Origin of the sequence: Pelagibius sp. Alg239-R121 (assembly GCF_947331435.1) — a bacterium.
Taxonomy (GTDB): domain Bacteria; phylum Pseudomonadota; class Alphaproteobacteria; order Kiloniellales; family Kiloniellaceae; genus Denitrobaculum.
On record NZ_CAMZOF010000008.1, the window covers coordinates 279,284 to 296,228 of the forward strand.

Consider the following 16,945-nt stretch of genomic DNA (forward strand, 5'->3'; position numbering starts at 1 on the left):
TGTACAAGTTCGAAATCCGACTGGAGTTAAGCTATGCCGATTATCCGCGTTGAGATGTTCAAAGGGCGGACGCAGGACCAAAAACGAGAGCTGGTTCGAGAATTAACTGAAGGTTTCGTGCGGGCCTGCGGCGGCAATCCAGAAAGCCTTCACGTTGTTATCACCGACGTCGAGAAGGAAGACTGGGGTACAGGAGGCCAGCTCTGTGTCGATAAGTATCCGGACAAATAGAAAGGGCAGGGCCGATGACGGCTGTCGACTGTGTCTACTCCATCGAGGGCAGCGGCCCGGCCTTGTTCATGGTTCATGGCATAGGTGCTCGACGGGCGACCTGGGCGGGGTTGATCGACCAGTTCTCGAAGGATTTTACCTGCATCAGCTATGACCTGCGCGGCCATGGCGAGTCACCTGTGCCGACAGGACTTTTTACGCTTTCGGATCTCGTCGACGACCTGGAGGCACTGCGGGAAAAACTCGACATCGACAGGGCTCATGTCATCGGTCATTCGCTTGGCGGTATGATCGGTCCGGCCTACGCACGGGTGCACCCGGAACGCGTGCTTTCATTGGGTTTGCTCAGCACGGCGGCCGGCAGGACGGACGAGGACCGGGCCAAGGTCTTGGGCGTCATCGAGGCAATGGAAGAGAAGGGCATAGAGCGGGTGCTCGAAACCTTGGTCGAACGCTGGTACACAGATCACTTTATTGACACACGGCCGGAAGCGATCCGGGCACGCATAAAACAGGTAATCGATACTCCGGCCCAGATCTTCATGAATGTGTTTCGCATTTACGCGGAAACCGAAATGGCGCCCTGGTTGCACGAAGTAGCGGCGCCGTCCTTGGTGTTGACTGGAGAGCTCGACGGCGGCTGTAATCCGCGGCTTAACCGGTTTATTGCGGACGAACTGCCCAACTCGGAACTCGTGATTCTGGACGGCCTCAAGCACTCCATTCTGATTGAAGCGCCTGATCGTGTGTCGACTGAAGTCGGTAGATTCCTGTCCCTGTGCCGGTAAATCAGACCCGTATCGTCTAAAATCTATGGACATCTCTACCCGCGCTGCGAAGTAGTTCGTTGACTTCAGGGCGGATTCCCCAGATTGTCGTGCACGCGTATTGCATCTGTTTTGTGTTACTTGAATAACCGGTTCGCCGATTAGCTTATTTATCCCCTAACAATGTGAGCGTTAAACCGATCGCGTTACCGCTTGATTCGCGGAGCGAAATCAACACTCCTGGTAGAGGAACAGATTATGGCTAATGGTACTGTAAAGTGGTTCAACCCGACGAAGGGCTACGGATTCATTGAACCTGATGACGGTTCGAAAGATGCATTCGTGCACATTTCGGCAGTTGAGCGCGCTGGTCTGAGCTCGCTGAATGAAGGCCAGAAGGTTTCTTACGAAGTTCAGGCAGGGCAGAACGGCAAATCTTCTGCTGAAAACCTGTCTGTGATCGACTAGTCACTCGGCAACCGCTCCCGTATGGGGGCGGTTGCCGTGTACTATCTGCATTCGGCGTGCGATAGTGGGTGATGTCGAGATCGCCCGATTAAGAACTATTCGTCCGTTTTTCGCATAAGCCCTATTGCTCGTTGTGCGCTATTCACTGCACCGGGCAGTCTAAAAGCTGGCGCAAATGCCGCCAGTGGTTTTGCGCACTAAGCTGCGAGCGGTTCCGCCTGTGCTGCGGGACGAGTCCCTCCGCCCGTTATGTCTCGAACTGAAACGGAGGATTGGCACAATGCCGAATTCACTTAGATCGCAAGCCGAACAGCATTTTTCGGCCACTCAGAAAAAAGCTGCCCAGGCCGGCAAGGATAAAGACAAAGCGCGTAAGCTGGAGGCAGCGCACGTCGCGAAGCTGAAGGCGCTTCGTCTCGCCAAAGAAGCTGCCGATAAAGAGCTTGCGGAAAAAGATGCAACCGCGAAAGCCACACCCAAAAAGCCGGCAACCGCCAAGAAAACGGCGAACAGAAAGCCCAAGGCTTACTGAAGAATCGCTCCGACGGTCCTAATTATCTTTATGAGAGAGGACATTCGGAGTTTAAGGGGCCAGGATCTAAGCGACCGGATAAGGCCCGTCGGTAAAGCGCTCGGTGTGATATCCCTTTGATCCGATTTTGCGCGCGAGGGAACTGCGCGGATCCCTGTTCTGCCTGAGTTGTTCAATTGCGGCGGCGAAATCGAAACGTGGTTGCCAGGCGAGGTCGCGCCGGGCTTTATCGTTCACATAAACCCGGTCGATAGCCGGGAACATTCTCCAGCCGCGGCGCAGGTATTCCTGTTCGTAGGTCGGAACTCTCTGCCTCACCACCTTTTGCGCATTGTCCCGCAGCAGCGTCATGTCTTTGCGCAAAAAGGGCGAGGTGGCGCTGATAATGAAGCGCCCAAAGCCAATCGTCGAGGCTTTGTCTAATGCCAGCAGATGGGCGTCCACCGCATCTGAAATATCGACCCGGCGAAAAAGATATTCGTTCGTCTTAAGGTTCTCATCGCAATATTCGTTCCGGATGTCCGGGCGGTCGTCCTCTTCTGGGAAAAACCGGGAGGTCCGCAATACGATTGTGGGCAGACCCTGATTGCGATGGAACAGTTGGCAAAGATCCTCCGCCGCTGCCTTGGTGACGCCGTAGATGTTTTTGGGAGCCGGCATGACCCCTTCGGTGATCCAGGCTGCCGGCGCGCCGGGTGGCGGTACCAGCGCATCGCCGAAAACGCTGGTGGTGCTGGTATAGACGAAACGTTGAACCTTGGCGGCAACGGCCTCTTCCAACAGATTGAGAGTGCCGGTGATGTTCGTGTCCACAAAGTCCTGACGGCAATGGGTGGCCACATGCGGTTTGTGAAGCGTCGCCGCATGCAAAACCGCCTGCACCCCTTTCATACAGCGTTTCACGAAGGAACGCTCAGTGAGAGACCCCTGATGGCTGGTAAACTCCGAAGCCTGGATATCCAGGCCGACAACTTCGTGGTTTGCGGCCAACAGGCTAAGACAGAGCGCTTCACCAAGATGTCCAGCGCTTCCGGTCACTAGGACTTTCATCGTCAATCATCCTGCATATTGTGGCTGCGGCACTGCATTCGCCACATCATGAAAGAACGTTCAATCAGTGATGATGTTGTCCGTCAATAGCTTGCTTGCGAGGCGGTTCGCGCTTTCGGCTTCACATCGAGGATTGGTTGGGAATTTGTCGCATTTGTCATCCATTCGATTTTCGCATGACAGCGCTGCATCATCTGGGACATTTTCCATCTTGTATCGGTTAATCAATAGGCGCATCTAAGCGCCGCTCAGCCGCTGGATCAAATGGTTCGCGGTGAACTGAGGAACTGCCCAGGCACGTCAATCGATACGGAACTGTACGCGGGATATGCCGGTTGGGCCAATTGAGGAACCCATAGATGAACGTCGATTTCGACACGCCGCAGCGTATGACTGTCGTCGTGGAAAAGAACAAGTCTGATACCTGGAGTCTCGCAAGCTATCTGATTACGGCCGATGGGCAGCGCCGCCGCAATGCGCTTGGCATCTTCGAAAGCTATAGTGATGCCACTCATGCATTGCAGCAGCACTGGCAGCACACCTCTATCTAAAGCTTGATCGGTTCGATCTGATTCAAAGTGAAACCCAGGCCGGCTCTAATTCACGCCGCCTCGGTGTTTCATCTGCCTCAAGTGTGAGTACTAACGCTGTAGCGCGAGGGCTGTTTACTGGCTGGACCTCTGCCATCGTAGCACCAGCCTTTTTGCGGCTGAGAGCGTGCATCTGAAAGAAAGTGATATCTTCTGACAAGCCGGTCAGGTCAGAATGCTGAGTTGCTCGTGTAATCTGGGCGCATGCCCTGAATAGCAACGCGGGCAAAGTCGGCAAGTTGATCAGGACTTGGACATTGAAGGAAAAGAAACCTGTTGCAGGGTGGCGCGAATGGATATCGCTGCCTGATCTGGGTATCGACCGAATCAAGGTGAAACTGGATACGGGGGCGCGGACGTCAGCCCTCCATGCCTTTCGCATCGAGAAGTTTCATAGGGACGGGCAGAATTTCGTCCGCTTCAATGTGCATCCCTTACAACGGCATCGTCACCCGGAAATATCGTGCGAAGCCTTGATAGTCGACGAGCGGATTATTACAAGCTCAAACGGCCAGAAAGACCGCCGCTACGTCATTGCGACGCGTTTACGTGTCGGCGAGATGGAATGGCCTATCGAAGTGACTCTTACCAATCGGGACGAATTAGGCTTTCGCATGCTGCTTGGGAGGCAGGCTCTGCGCCGGCATCTAATCGTCGATTCCGGCAGCTCATTTAAACTGGGTCGCGCCAAGCGAAAGACCCGAAAGAAACGCGGAGGAACGGACCAATGAAGATCGCCCTCATGGCCAGAAACGCTACACTCTATTCGCATAAAAGGCTGGTTGAAGCTGCGGAGCAGCGCGGGCATGAGATTCATGTGATCGACACATTACGGGTATACATCAACGTCGCGTCACACCGTCCGGCACTCCACTATAAGGGTGAGAAGTTACTCGGGTTCGACGCGGTTATTCCCCGTATTGGCGCATCAGTCACCTTTTTTGGTACCGCTGTTCTTCGGCAGTTCGAGGTTATGGGTGTTTACCCATTGAACGAGTCCGTGGCGATCACCCGCTCACGTGACAAGCTGCGCAGTCTGCAACTGCTCGCAGGAAAGGGCATCGGCCTGCCGGTGACGGTCTTTGCGCATTCAACGAGCCAGGCGGACGACATCCTCAGTACCCTGGGCGGTGCGCCCGTTGTGATCAAATTGTTGGAAGGCACGCAGGGGATCGGCGTTGTTTTGGGTGAGACCCCGGGTGCGGCCAAGAGCATGATCCAGGCTTTTGGTGGCTTAAAGGCGAACATTTTAGTGCAGGAATTCATCAAGGAAGCCGGCGGACAGGACATCCGCTGCCTGGTTATCGGTGACCGTGTCGTTGCCTCTATGATGAGAAGCGGCGCAGAAGATGATTTCCGGTCCAATCTTCATCGCGGCGGCAAGGCACAGTCGATCAAAATCACTCCGGAAGAACGCTCAACCGCTGTGCGGGCGGCGCACATTATGGGTCTGAATGTCTGCGGTGTGGACATGTTGCGTTCGAACCATGGGCCGGTTGTCATGGAGGTGAATTCTTCGCCGGGTCTGGAGGGCGTGGAGAAAGCCACCGGGATTGATGTCGCCGGAAAAATCATCGATTTCATGGAGAAAAACGCCCGGCCTAATAAAACAAAGACGCGCGGTCGTGGCTGATCCGCTGGCAGAAGAAATTGTCGTTGGTGGCATCACGGTCAAGCCGGGCGAGCGGCGTATTATTGATCTTCCGATAACGGACCTTTCCACGCACACGCCAATGTCGATGCCGGTCCAAGTTATCTGTGGTCGAAAACCAGGGCCGCGATTGTTTGTCTGCGCCGGCCTGCACGGCGATGAAATCTCCGGCGTGGAAATCATCCGGCGAGTCCTGAAACTGCGTGCGCTGCGCAGTTTACGGGGTACGTTAATTGCGGTTCCCATTGTGAATGTTTTCGGTTTTATCGCCCTTTCCCGATATCTGCCCGACCGGCGTGACCTCAACCGGTCTTTCCCTGGAACGTCCCAAGGATCCCTGGCATCCCGACTCGCTAATCTCTTTATCGAAGAGGTCGTCGCCAAATGCACCCATGGCATTGATCTTCATACCGCCGCCGTGCATCGCGTGAATTATCCGCAGATCCGCGCAAATCTCGACGACCCCAAGGTTTCGGAGATGGCCAGTAGCTTTGGCGTTCCCGTCGTCATCAATGCGTCATTGCGCGCGGGCAGCCTTCGGCAGGCTGCGGGTCAGCTCGGGGTTCCGGTTATCGTCTACGAGGCAGGCGAAGCTCTGCGTTTCGATGAGCTTTCGATCCGCGCTGGTGTGAAGGGGGTGGCGCGGGCGATGCGTGCCCTGAACATGCTGCCTGCCGGTAAGCAAAGTCCCAGGCCGATGGATCCGATTATCGCACGTTCGAGCACTTGGGTTCGGGCGCCGGCTAGCGGTGTTCTCCGTGCCAGTTTCGAACTGGGGGCTCAAGTGCGGCAGGATGCTGTCCTAGGCGTTATATCCGATCCTTTTGGAGAGCGTGAAGTCACGGTGACGTCACCAACAGATGGTATCGTCATTGGCCGGACAAACCTTCCTTTGGTGTATGAAGGTGATGGACTGTTTCACATTGTCCGGGTTGAAGGGACTCAGGTTGTTGCTGAGACATTGGACGCCTTTATTCCCGAAGAAGATTATGCCGAAGGTTTGACTGCCGAGTTGGCCGACGATCCGCTTCTTTCGTAGAATCTACTAGGATTGATGCCACAGGATTTCGATTGAGAGCATCAGTCTTGAAGTCCTGAACTGAACAGTGACCTCACCAGCGAAGCGGCACAGCGTCCTGAGTCAGCTCTAAACCTTTTGCACTCTACGCAAAATCTTCAAATCGATCATGCATCTAAATTCCATGTACGCGCCGTAACATGAGTACGGCAATCTCCATAAAACCTCCAAACATTCACCAGGATCTCTTCAAGCAAGGTCCGGCGTTTTCGGGCAAAACCAGTATGACAAGCGGGTTGGTTCGTTTGCTCGCCGGGAGAAAAGAACTGAATTCGAGTTTAATAGAGAGAGACTTCGATGATTGTCGAGACTGTTAACTGCCGCCGGGAGCGTTTGCCATGACGGCATGGATAAGAGAGAAGGGTGGTGCAATGCTGTGGAGTTCGCAAACCATTGGTGTTGGGGAAACTGGAGGACAACTACCCTTTGTAGAGCGCCGCCTCGGCGTGTGCCGTTCGCGCGTTTTTGGAGATCGCCGCACTAGAAGCCCTTCATCAGCGCGCGCGTACTGGCTGCATCAGCGCGTTTGTGATACGACCATTGACCGATGCAGCCGGAGCACCGAAACCATGATCATCCCCAATCTGTTGGTCACCGATATGCGCCGTTCGATCGAGTTCTATCGAGACACGCTGGCGATGACCCTCATTATGGCCGTTTCTCGGGATCGTGAAATTTTATCCGATGGTGATTGCAAGGATGGCGCCTTTGTCATACTTGAATGGAACGGTGGCCAGCTCATGCTCCAGACGGCGGCCTCTCTGGCGGATGAACTTCCGGTTTTCGACGGCGGGGAAAAGCCCACCGCCTCCGGCACAATTTACTTTCGTGATCTACATCCAAATGATGTCCTGGAACGGGTATCGGAAGACCAAATCGTCAAGGGTCCGACGCTTCAGTGGTACGGCATGATGGAACTTTACCTGCGCGACCCGGATGGTTATGTGATTTGTATCGGAACGCCCGAGGGACCACCGCCAAAGTGATTTGAGCGGAGAGAACGGGCCAACAAACAGCTACCGGCGCTTGGTAGCAGCCGTTCGAACGACATCACTGCGGCAGCTTTCTTGATCCGCATCCCGCAGTTTTCTTCATAGCCTTCCCGGAGGAGCTCCGGCACAGTTGCGGCGTTATGCCTTGGAGGATGCGGTGTGGATTTAGTCGCTTGGATTGGCCGTCAGCGGACAAGGGCCGTCGCTGCGTTGGTTGCGATCGCAATCGCTCTGCCGTCCCTCGGCGCCATTCTCAAACCCTACGTCACCGAAGCCGTGGTTGGTCTCCTCTGCATCGCGTTCCTCAGGATCGATGTTGAGGCATTCCGGTCCTATCTGCGTCAGCCCGGCTCTGTTGTGGCAGCCGCGGTCTGGACAAGCTTTGCGATACCGATGCTTTTTGGGCTTGGTTGTTGGATTGCAGGTTTCGAGGCGATCAGCCCGGCACTGTTTCTCGGCCTGATGTTGCAGGCAGTGGCTTCGCCGATGATGGCGGCACCCGCTCTCGCTGCTTTGATGGGTCTGGATGCCACATTGGTGCTTTGCACTTTGATTGTCAGCACGGTCATTACACCAATTTCGGCCCCGCTCTTCGTTTATCTCATGGGGCTTGATCTATCCCTGTCACCGCTGTCGCTCGGCCTGAAACTTATGACGATACTAGCTGGCTCGGCGGTTGTTGGTTTATTGATACGGCGTTTGTTGGGGGCTGACGCAATTGCCAGGCACCGGGATCGGATCGACGGAGTAAATGTTCTTATCCTCTTCGTCTTTGTTTCCGCCGTGATGGGCGAGGTCGGCATACGCTTCCTTGATGATCCCATTAAGATGCTTGCTTTAACGGTCTTTGCTTTTGCTGTTTTCGCTCTACTTCTCGCCGTTACCTATCTGGTTTTCCTAAAATGGGGGTCGAAACGCGCCTTCGCTCTCGGGATGATGACGTCTCAGCGGAACATGGGACTGATGCTTGCCGCAACCGGAGGAATTTTGCCCGACTTGACCTGGCTCTACTTCGCGGTCAGCCAGTTTCCGATCTATTTATCGCCGCAGGTACTCCAACCCGTTGCCCGGGCAATCGCGCGAAGAGAACGCTGACGACTGGCCGCAATTTAGTTGGGCGGCGACGCATCTTGAAACTGGGTGAGCTATCGCTTTTGGAGATCGAGGATAAATCCTTGTTTCACGATTCAGTCAGGCTTCTCTTCTGCTAGTGCCCGGAGCGGAGTTTCACGTTAGTCTTTGTGTTCACCCGGTAATGTCGGGCGCGAAATAAGGGGAGCATCAATGGCACAGTGGGTCAGGTTCGAATATCAAGGTCAGATCGAATTCGGAGTACTTGAAAACGAGGCGATCGCGGTTCACAGCGGTGATATGTTCGATGGCGCAGCGTCAACCGGCGAATCAAGAACGCTGGCAGATGTCACGCTTCTGACACCTTGCGTTCCTTCCAAGATGATTTGTCTGTGGAACAATTTCCATCAATTGGCGGCCAAACTCGGGACCTCCAGGCCAGCCGATCCCCTGTATTTCCTCAAGGCCTCAAATGCTTTTGTTGCTGATGGTCAGGAAATCCGCCGCCCGAAAAGCTATGCGGGAAATGTGATCTACGAAGGCGAACTCGGCATCGTGATCGGAAAAAAATGTGCCGACATAAATGAGGCTGAAGCAGGGGAGTACATCTTCGGCTATACCTGTATCAATGATGTGACGGCTGTCGACTTGTTGAACAAGGACGCAAGTTTTGCGCAGTGGACGCGCGCTAAAAGCTTCGACAAATTCGGTGCTATCGGACCGTCTATCGCCACTGGACTAGATCCGATGTCTTTGACCATCAAGACGGTCGTGAACGGTAAAGAGCGTCAAAATTATCCCGTGGAGGATATGTTTTTTACGCCTCACAAGCTGGTGGCGCGCTTATCGCAGGACATGACCCTGATGCCGGGAGATGTTATAGCCTGTGGTACTTCGGTTGGCGTTGGCGCCATGCGGGAAGCCGTCAACCGAATGGAGGTCGTCATCGACCAGGTTGGCACCCTGACAAACGAATTCGTGCAGGCGGTTCCATTCCAGTACAGTGCGGAGGTTCCGCCGACAAGAGTCTGTGTCGTTGGCGCGGGTGCAATCGGCGGCCTGCTGGCGGCCAAAATCGCCAATGCGGGACATCCGGTCACCGTGGTCGATATGGGCCGGCATCTGGAGGCGATCCGCCAAAACGGACTCAAGCTTATCTGGGAAGACGGCACCAGCATCACTACGGCGGTTAAAGCCGTGAGCTCTGCTGCCGAAGCTGGCCCACAGGATCTTGTCATACTGGCAGTCAAAGCCCATTACCTGGAAGGGGTGGTGCGTGACATCGAAAAGATGCTCACCCCGGAAACCATGGTGATGACCGTACAGAACGGTTTGCCCTGGTGGTATTTCCAGAACCACGGCGGCCCACATGACGGCCAGCAGCTCAAGGGTCTCGACCCTTCGGGTATCCTCACACGCAAAATCGATCCCTCGCGGATCATCGGATCCGTGGTCTATCCTGCCGCTTCAGTCCACGATTTTGGCGTAATCCATCATGTTGAGGGAGATCGCTTCCCAATTGGCGAACTGGATGGTGCCGAGACAGATCGGGTTAAGTTGCTTCATGACCTGCTGGTTTCCAGTGGACTGAAGTCCCGTGTCTTGAGCGATATTCGCGCGGAAATCTGGTTGAAGGCCTGGGGCAATCTTTCGTTCAATCCCATCAGCGCCCTCAGCCATGCCACTCTGGTTGATATCTGCCAGTTCCCTGAAACCCGGACGTTGGCGGCAGACATGATGGCCGAAGCACAAACAGTCGCGGAACAGCTCGGCATCACCTTCCGCCATACCATTGAAAAGCGGATCCAAGGTGCGGAGGCTGTCGGGTCGCATAAAACCTCGATGTTGCAGGATGTGGAGCTCGGCCGATCGCTGGAAACCGAGGCACTGGTTGGATCGATCCTGGAGATGGCGAATTTAACTGGTACGCCGGCGCCCTCCATCAAAGCGGTTTATGCCTGCATCAAGCTCCTGAACAAGGTGATGCTGACCGAAGGTGTTGGCGTCGCCTTTGCGAAAACCGGCTAGCGCCAGGGCCTGAGTTCGGCGTTGTTCGCGTCATCCTTTCAAACTCTCGTCGAACGAATGGATGAAGCGTCCCCGCCCGGTAAATACGATCACCCAAATGACAAGACATATGGTCACGGCGATCAGCATGGGCGTCACCACGCCCTGGGTCACCGCATAACTTCCGACCAGATAGGTTCCGATCCCTCCGGCCAGCTGCGTCAGCAAGAACATATTTCCCATGACGCGCCCGCGTTGCGCCTCGTCGACGTTTAACTGAAGCAATGACTGCGTACCGGTTTTTCGAATCTGGCTCGCCAATCCCGAGGCCATCGCGATAGCAACCGCAAAATACAGGTTTTCGACGAGGAGAAGGCATGCGAGCGATAGGGTGGCTGCCAGAAACGCCCAAAGTACCCGTTCGATTCTCGCGGCTTTGGCGCCACCATGAGCGAGCCAAAGCGCCGCCAGCGTTGCACCGAAGCCTCTGGCCGCCAGGATGGCGGAAACGCCAACAACGCCCACACTAAGGATCTGTTCCGAATAAGCAGGCAGCATATGATAGAAGCTGACGCTCAGCGCGTCCCCGGCCAACAGCAGGATGAGCAGAGCGGAAATACCCTTGTTGCCGAGGATGTAAGTAACGCCGTGTGCAATGTCGCCGAGAATTGAAAGGCCGCTTCTTTGCGGCTTCATGTAACCTTTCGGCGTTTTCAGAAAGGTCATTGCACAGAGCAGGATGAAGTAGCCCAGCGCATTGACGGCGAAGGCCATGGCGATGCTGTGGTTGACGATAAGCCAGCCCGCCAGTGCAGGTCCGGCAAAAATCGCAAACTGAGTATAGGAGGAATTCACTGCGATGGCCGAGGCAAGGCGGGATTTTTCGACAAAGCGCGGCAGCATTCCATGCATGGCAGGGACATAAAAACTAATGAGCGTTCCATGCAACAAGACCAGCAAGGCCAGAGGCCAAATGCTCAGGAGATCCCACCAGGCCAGCAATGCCATCACCGTCGCCTGAATCAGCAAAAGGATGTTTGTGACGATCAGAATCCGGTAGCGATCGAACCGATCCGCCAGGGCGCCGCCAAGAGGCAGTAAAAGGACATTTGGAACGATGTCCATCAGGGCAACAACAGCCAGCCAAACCGTCGACGCCGTCAGTTCCCATGTCAGCCAGGACACCGCGACGATCTGCACGAAGTAACTGATCCAGGATGCGATCGAGCCAACAGAGTGGATGCGGAAATTCCGATCCGCAAAAGCTCTGCCGATACCGCCAAACCACTGCCGTTCCGCAGTTCCATTCATGGCCAAGGTCCAGATGACCTAGACGGTGAGTTTCTTGCCATGGAATTAGCGTGGCCCTGGAGCAGTAGGTTCGAGAAATTTCTCCATGGCATAGTTATGGATCGCGACGCCGGAGATATCCAGCTCGCGCCTTGAAACAACGACAAAGCCTCTTTTCAAAAAGAAACGCCGCGCTGCTTCGCTTGCTTCGGTATACAGTCGGTGCATGCCATGAGTTTGTGCCGTCTGTTCCAAGGCATCGTAAAGTACGGACGTGACGTTCTTTACGGCAGCCTCTGGCGCGCAATAAAGGAAATGGATGTGACCATCCGGTTCCAGATCGGCAAAAGCGATCGGAACATCTGAAGCCTCTATCGCAACAAGCCGGATTCGGCCGTCTTCGCTCATAAGGTGAAAGCTCTCTGCGCTTGGGCAGAGAGACGCCCAGGCCGTGACCTGGGCTGGCGTGTAGTCACGGCTGCCGATCTGCTCGACCGACCGCCGATAGAGGTTTTGAAGGCTGATTGCGTCGTGTTTCTCGTAGGCGCGAATTATCACGTGGCACTGCTGCTTTCATTCCGAATGCAACTGGATTTGCCTCGTCGTTTTACGCGTGTGTCCGGGTTTTGTCGCGGTCGAAAAAGGGAATGGCTTCGACAACTGCGCCGCACGCGAGCTCCTCGCTGTCGACTTCCAACCGCGTTCCGGGGGCGATTGCGTCAGGATGCAGATGCACGAGGGCGAGAGATTTGCTTAAGCGATGAGACCACGCGGGACTGTTGACCACGCCTACGTTTCTGCCATCCAAGAGAAGCTTTTCGCCGTCCGCAAGCGCGTCGCCGTGGTCGGCGGCGATACCTGCCAGCTTAAAGCGTTCCTGTCCTTCCAGAGCGTAGACCGCATCCTTGCCCCTGAAATTCCCTTTCTTCCGGCTGACCGTAAAACCAAGGCCAACCTCCCAAGGGCTGTGCTCGCTGGTCATGTCGTAGCCGAAAAACAGCAGGGCCGCTTCGACCCGCACTTTGTCCAGTGCCGTGAAGGAACAGGGCAAGACTCCCTGGGACTTGCCACGCCCCAGGATGTTGTCCCAGATGTTGCAAACAACAGATTGGTCCGCGAAGATCTCATACCCGCGTTCGCCGGAATAGCCTGTGCGGGAAATGCGGCACGGATGGCCGAAGAGCTCGCTTTTCAGATGATGAAAGTACTTGAGGTCGCCCAGGTCAATGGACGCATGGGCGTTGAGCAGGTCCAGCGCCTTGGGCCCTTGGAGGGAGATGTTGTGGAGGCTGTCATCGAGTTCGATTTCGACGTTCTTTCCTTCTGCGGATTCCTGTAAGCGTTCCATGCTTTCTCCGGAACCGTGGCATAGCATCCACTCATCTCCGCCATTGTTGGCAATGATGGCATCGTCACAGACGTGGCCGGAATTCGTGAGGATCGCGCCATAGGCCGACTGTCCCGGCGTGACCCTAGTCATGTCTCTGGTGATGACATGGTCGACGACCTCTGCGGCGCCGGGGCCGCGCAGAAAGACCTTTTTAAGCGGCGACATGTCGAACAGACCAGCGGCCTCGCGTACCGCGTCATGCTCGGCATTGGGGTCGCTATTGTAAGTCCAGGCGGTGCCCATGCCGTTCCAGTCCTCAAGACCGGAACCCAATTCACGGTGCCGTGACGCCAATGCGGAGGTGCGCGATAGTTCAGTCGTCATGAGATTTCTCCCCTAGGTATGAATGTCTTGCTAATGATTGACGGCCTTCAGGTCAGTACCACTCGTCTCCTACGGCCTGTTTCTTCCGTGTCATGAAATCAAGAAGGGCCTCGTCGGTCGCCGGATCCATTGGCGGTGCCTGGTATTGAGCCAGCATTTCTTTCCAGCGCCTATTGGCCCGCTGTTCGATTGTCTGACAGCCGTTTTCTTCCCACTGTTCGAAGGAAGAGGTGTCGGCCAGATCGGACTGATAGTTGGCGGTTTCGAAGTTCTGCAAGGTATGGGGAATGCCGAAGAAGTTCTCGCCCGGTCCGGCCTGCCGGTAGGCTTCGGTGCCGAGCTGGTTGTCATTGATGGTGAGCCCCGAGAGGCTGCGTTGCATCATTCCGCATCGATCCAGGTCCATGACGAACTTCTCGTAGCCTATGGTCAGGCCGCCCTCGAGCCAGCCGGCGGCATGTAGAACGTAGTTGGCGCCGGCCATCAGACCAGCCGTCATGCTGTCGGCTGATTCCTGCATGGCCTGTCCATCGGCAACCTTGGAGGCGGTCAGATGCCCGCCGCATCGCAATGGCAGCCCCAGCCGCCGGCAGAGCTGGCCGATGGCAAGTGCGGAGAGATTGGCCTCGGGCGTACCGAAAGTAGGGGCGCCGGACTTCAGATCAACCGTGGTGAGGAAGTTGCCGTAAACCACGGGCGCGCCCTTTCGCACAAGCTGGCTGAGCGCAATGCCCACCATGGCTTCTGCGTGGGCCTGGGCGATCAGCGCTGGTTGTGTGACCGGACCCATGGCGCCTCCCAGGATGAAGGGTGAGAGAACGATGCCCTGGTTGGCGCAGGCGTAGGCTTTCAGTGCGCCGGTCATGATTTCGTCGAACACGAGGGGCGAGTTGACGTTGATATTGCCCTGGATGACGCAGTGCTTTTCAAGGGTTTCCGCGCCGAAGACGATCCGCGCCATCTCAATGGAGTCTTCGGCACGTTGCGGCGCAGTGACCGAACCCATAAAGGGTTTTGTCGAATACCGCAGGTGCGCGTAGACCATATCCAGGTGACGCTTGTTGACGGGGATATCGACCGGTTCACACACCGTGCCTCCGGAATGGTGGAGCCAGGGCGTAACGTCGGCGAGCTTCACAAAGTTTCGGAAATCCTCGAGCGTCGCGTACCGGCGGCCATTGTCGAGATCCGAGACGAAGGGCGGGCCGTAGGCTGGTGTAAAGACTACGTGATCGCCACCGATCGTGATCGTTTTTGCAGGGTCACGGGCGAACATACGAAATTGACCGGGGGCACTGCTGCAGAGAGACCGGGCATGACCGGGATCGAAACGTATACGGCTGCCGTTTACTGAGGCGCCGGCCTGCTTGAAAAGCGCCAGGGCTTCTTCGTCGCCGCGTATTTCGATACCGATTTCCTGCAGGATCCAATCGGCGTGATTTTCCAGGGCAATGAGGTTTTCTTCATCCAGGAGATCATACAGTGGTGTTCTGCGGGTGAGAAAAGCGGGGCCATTTTGGGTGCTGCCGTCGACACGTCGTTTTATGCGCCCGGAGCGTCCACCGCTGCGGCCGCCTCTGCGACCTCGCCGTAGGCTGGAAGAGGTTGGTTCTGGTATCGCCTTTGTCGCGGGCATTGCGCATTTCTCGATCAAAACAAATTATTCCAAACCCTGTTATGCACAAAGGAATGGATTTCGAGTGTATGTTTAGGTTCCTATATCGTTGACAAAACAACGGTTATCAAAATCGCGCAAACCAAATAATTTGCACTTTTGGTTTAAAAAAATTAGACCATAAAAATGCGCTTTCGCTCATTCGATAACCTGCGTCTCTTTGACGTCGTCGCGCGCCATCTGAGCTTCACGTTGGCGGGCGTTGAACTGAACCTGACCAAAGGGGCCGTCAGCTATCAAATCGGCCGCCTGGAAGAGGAACTCGGCTTCAAAGTATTCGACCGTCTACACCGCAGCATCGTCTTGACGGAAAAGGGTAAAAGGCTCTGGCATGTATCCCAGGTGGCGTTTCATGATCTCGAGCGGGAGATAGCGGGTCTTCGGGAGGACACTCCGGGACGGATTACGATCGGCCTGTCGAGTTACTTTGCTTCACGTTGGCTGTCGCCACGATTGATGACTTTCATGGTCGATCATCCGGGTATCGGGCTCCGCCTGCAGCCTGTGATCGATCTCATAGATCTTCGGGCCGAAAACATCGACATGGCCATTCGTTGGGGCAAAGGCGATTGGACAGATCTGGAAGTTGAGTTGCTGTTCCATTGCCCGGCCATACCGGTCGCTGGGGCAAAGATTGCAGACCGGATCAAGGAAACTGGAATTGCATCGGCCTTACCGGAGCTGACGTTGCTTCAGGACCGGGAGAGCAGCGTTGCCTGGCAGGATTGGCATTACGCGGCCGGATTAGCTTATCACACGGCGGGGGACGGTCTCGTCGTACCTGATCCGAACGTCCGAGTGCAGGCCGTGATCGACGGGCAGGGCGTAGCTCTAAATGACTCCCTGGTAGCACCCGAATTGTCTGCCGGTCGACTTTTCCCGATTTCGGACATCGCCCTCGACAATTACGGATATTATCTGGCTTATCCCAAAGGCGCGCTGGGAAACCCGGATCTACGGGATTTTCGTGATTGGATTCTGTCGGAAGCAGAGTCGGAGAGGGTCATAAAACCTTAGTGCAGCGCACAGCACCGCCGTTACTTCAAGTCCATTTCCAATCGGATGTAGTCGCCGCGATAGGTCGCTTCGGCCAGATAAATTACGGAGCCATCGGGCGAGCAGAAGACCCGGCGCACCTCGGCGACCGGCGCGTTGACCGGAACCTGTAGGTCGCGTGCAATCTCGAGGTCGGCCGTCGAGATGTGGAGTGTCTGGCGCGCCGTCGCAATCGTCACGCCCGGCAGGGACGTCAAAACCGGTATCGCGACTTCATTGCGGAGTTGCTCCGGCGCCTGCTGGAAGACCCGGTCATCGATAAAGATCGACGCGACGCAATAGTGCTCTCCTTCGCGCGAATGGACGCGGCGCATATGGAAATAGTGTGGGGCAGCGATACCATCATTTTCGGTCAGGATCGGCTGTTCGTCGGATTCCGTCATGTTTGAGAGATCGGGCTTGTCGCCACTGTACATGGCAACAAGTGCGTCCAGGGTCGTCTCAACCACGAGCTTCCGCTTACGCTCGGCGGCGGCAGTCACAAAGGTCCCGCGTCCGCGCTGGGGTGACAGCAGACCGTCTTCTGCCAGCAATCGGATGGCCTGGCGGATCGTCACGCGGGCCACGCCGAACTCACGCATGAGTGTCTCAATGGATGGCAGGATGTCCCCCGGTGTCCATTGTCCCTTGGCGATGCGTTGACGCATCAGATCTGCCAGTTGGACATAGCGGGGAATGGGGACGTTTCCGAACATAAGCCTCTCGTTGCAAAGATTTTGCTTGCATTAAACATCCTAATATTAGAACGTTTAGGACATTAGAACAAATAAAAT

Annotated in this window: 18 protein-coding genes; 12 read left to right on the forward strand and 6 right to left on the reverse strand. The window is 55.6% G+C overall.

Annotated elements, in window-relative coordinates:
• Nucleotides 1-33: 33 nt before the first annotated feature.
• The 4 genes from QMZ18_RS25525 to QMZ18_RS25540 all read left to right on the forward strand — a co-directional run bounded on the left by QMZ18_RS25525 (nucleotide 34) and on the right by QMZ18_RS25540 (nucleotide 1,998).
• On the forward strand, nucleotides 34-231 hold the full coding sequence (locus tag QMZ18_RS25525; protein ID WP_282609200.1) for a 2-hydroxymuconate tautomerase: 198 nt from the start codon (nucleotides 34-36) through the stop codon (nucleotides 229-231).
• A gap of 14 nt (nucleotides 232-245) precedes the next feature.
• A complete protein-coding gene (locus tag QMZ18_RS25530; protein WP_282609201.1) occupies nucleotides 246-1,019 on the forward strand; it encodes an alpha/beta fold hydrolase in 774 nt (257 codons plus the stop codon).
• A gap of 237 nt (nucleotides 1,020-1,256) precedes the next feature.
• Entirely contained in the window at nucleotides 1,257-1,466 is a 210-nt protein-coding gene (locus QMZ18_RS25535) for a cold-shock protein (protein WP_282609202.1), read from the forward strand.
• Between the two features lie 280 nt (nucleotides 1,467-1,746).
• Nucleotides 1,747-1,998 carry a hypothetical protein gene (locus tag QMZ18_RS25540; RefSeq protein ID WP_282609203.1) on the forward strand — a complete coding sequence of 84 codons (252 nt, stop codon included), beginning with the start codon at nucleotides 1,747-1,749 and terminating at the stop codon, nucleotides 1,996-1,998.
• A gap of 66 nt (nucleotides 1,999-2,064) precedes the next feature.
• Here QMZ18_RS25540 and QMZ18_RS25545 read toward each other — a convergent pair whose 3' ends face one another.
• Nucleotides 2,065-3,048, reverse strand: coding sequence for an NAD(P)-dependent oxidoreductase (locus tag QMZ18_RS25545; RefSeq protein WP_282609204.1), 984 nt, complete (start codon nucleotides 3,046-3,048; stop codon nucleotides 2,065-2,067).
• A gap of 359 nt (nucleotides 3,049-3,407) precedes the next feature.
• Here QMZ18_RS25545 and QMZ18_RS25550 point away from each other — a divergent pair, with 359 nt between their 5' ends.
• From QMZ18_RS25550 to QMZ18_RS36960, 7 genes are all read left to right on the forward strand, one after another.
• Nucleotides 3,408-3,599 (forward strand): hypothetical protein, encoded by a 192-nt coding sequence (locus QMZ18_RS25550; RefSeq protein WP_282609205.1) that lies wholly within the window; start codon nucleotides 3,408-3,410, stop codon nucleotides 3,597-3,599.
• Nucleotides 3,600-3,895: 296 nt separating this feature from the next.
• Nucleotides 3,896-4,369: a RimK/LysX family protein gene (locus tag QMZ18_RS25555; protein WP_282609206.1), complete on the forward strand. Its 474-nt coding sequence runs from the start codon at nucleotides 3,896-3,898 to the stop codon at nucleotides 4,367-4,369.
• Nucleotides 4,366-5,271 carry a 30S ribosomal protein S6--L-glutamate ligase gene (gene rimK / locus QMZ18_RS25560; RefSeq protein ID WP_282609207.1) on the forward strand — a complete coding sequence of 302 codons (906 nt, stop codon included), beginning with the start codon at nucleotides 4,366-4,368 and terminating at the stop codon, nucleotides 5,269-5,271. The genes QMZ18_RS25555 and rimK overlap by 4 nt, the downstream gene beginning before the upstream one ends.
• Nucleotides 5,264-6,328, forward strand: a complete 1,065-nt coding sequence (locus QMZ18_RS25565; RefSeq protein ID WP_282609208.1) for a succinylglutamate desuccinylase/aspartoacylase family protein — start codon at nucleotides 5,264-5,266, stop codon at nucleotides 6,326-6,328. The genes rimK and QMZ18_RS25565 overlap by 8 nt, the downstream gene beginning before the upstream one ends.
• Before the next feature lie 608 nt (nucleotides 6,329-6,936).
• Nucleotides 6,937-7,353, forward strand: coding sequence for a glyoxalase/bleomycin resistance/extradiol dioxygenase family protein (locus tag QMZ18_RS25570; protein WP_282609209.1), 417 nt, complete (start codon nucleotides 6,937-6,939; stop codon nucleotides 7,351-7,353).
• Between the two features lie 165 nt (nucleotides 7,354-7,518).
• Nucleotides 7,519-8,454 (forward strand): Na+-dependent transporter, encoded by a 936-nt coding sequence (locus QMZ18_RS25575; RefSeq protein WP_282609210.1) that lies wholly within the window; start codon nucleotides 7,519-7,521, stop codon nucleotides 8,452-8,454.
• Between the two features lie 189 nt (nucleotides 8,455-8,643).
• Complete coding sequence (locus QMZ18_RS36960) at nucleotides 8,644-10,458, forward strand: 2-dehydropantoate 2-reductase (RefSeq protein WP_322097290.1); 1,815 nt, start codon at nucleotides 8,644-8,646, stop codon at nucleotides 10,456-10,458.
• Nucleotides 10,459-10,488: 30 nt separating this feature from the next.
• Here the strand turns inward: QMZ18_RS36960 and QMZ18_RS25590 are convergent, their stop codons facing one another.
• From QMZ18_RS25590 to QMZ18_RS25605, 4 genes are read right to left on the reverse strand one after another with little or no spacing between them, the layout of a single operon-like run.
• The gene (locus QMZ18_RS25590; protein WP_282609211.1) at nucleotides 10,489-11,748 is read right to left on the reverse strand and encodes an MFS transporter; all 1,260 of its coding nucleotides are present in this window, start codon (nucleotides 11,746-11,748) and stop codon (nucleotides 10,489-10,491) included.
• A gap of 45 nt (nucleotides 11,749-11,793) precedes the next feature.
• On the reverse strand, nucleotides 11,794-12,285 hold the full coding sequence (locus QMZ18_RS25595) for a GNAT family N-acetyltransferase (RefSeq protein WP_282609212.1): 492 nt from the start codon (nucleotides 12,283-12,285) through the stop codon (nucleotides 11,794-11,796).
• A 49-nt stretch (nucleotides 12,286-12,334) separates the two neighbouring features.
• Nucleotides 12,335-13,441, reverse strand: coding sequence for an aminomethyltransferase family protein (locus tag QMZ18_RS25600; RefSeq protein WP_282609213.1), 1,107 nt, complete (start codon nucleotides 13,439-13,441; stop codon nucleotides 12,335-12,337).
• Between the two features lie 52 nt (nucleotides 13,442-13,493).
• Nucleotides 13,494-15,077, reverse strand: a complete 1,584-nt coding sequence (locus QMZ18_RS25605; protein WP_282609214.1) for a trimethylamine methyltransferase family protein — start codon at nucleotides 15,075-15,077, stop codon at nucleotides 13,494-13,496.
• Nucleotides 15,078-15,242: 165 nt separating this feature from the next.
• On the opposite strand from QMZ18_RS25605, the gene QMZ18_RS25610 reads away from it, so the two are divergent.
• Complete coding sequence (locus tag QMZ18_RS25610; RefSeq protein ID WP_282609215.1) at nucleotides 15,243-16,133, forward strand: LysR substrate-binding domain-containing protein; 891 nt, start codon at nucleotides 15,243-15,245, stop codon at nucleotides 16,131-16,133.
• 20 nt (nucleotides 16,134-16,153) lie between these two features.
• Here QMZ18_RS25610 and QMZ18_RS25615 read toward each other — a convergent pair whose 3' ends face one another.
• Nucleotides 16,154-16,867 (reverse strand): GntR family transcriptional regulator, encoded by a 714-nt coding sequence (locus tag QMZ18_RS25615; RefSeq protein WP_282609216.1) that lies wholly within the window; start codon nucleotides 16,865-16,867, stop codon nucleotides 16,154-16,156.
• Nucleotides 16,868-16,945: the final 78 nt, after the last annotated feature.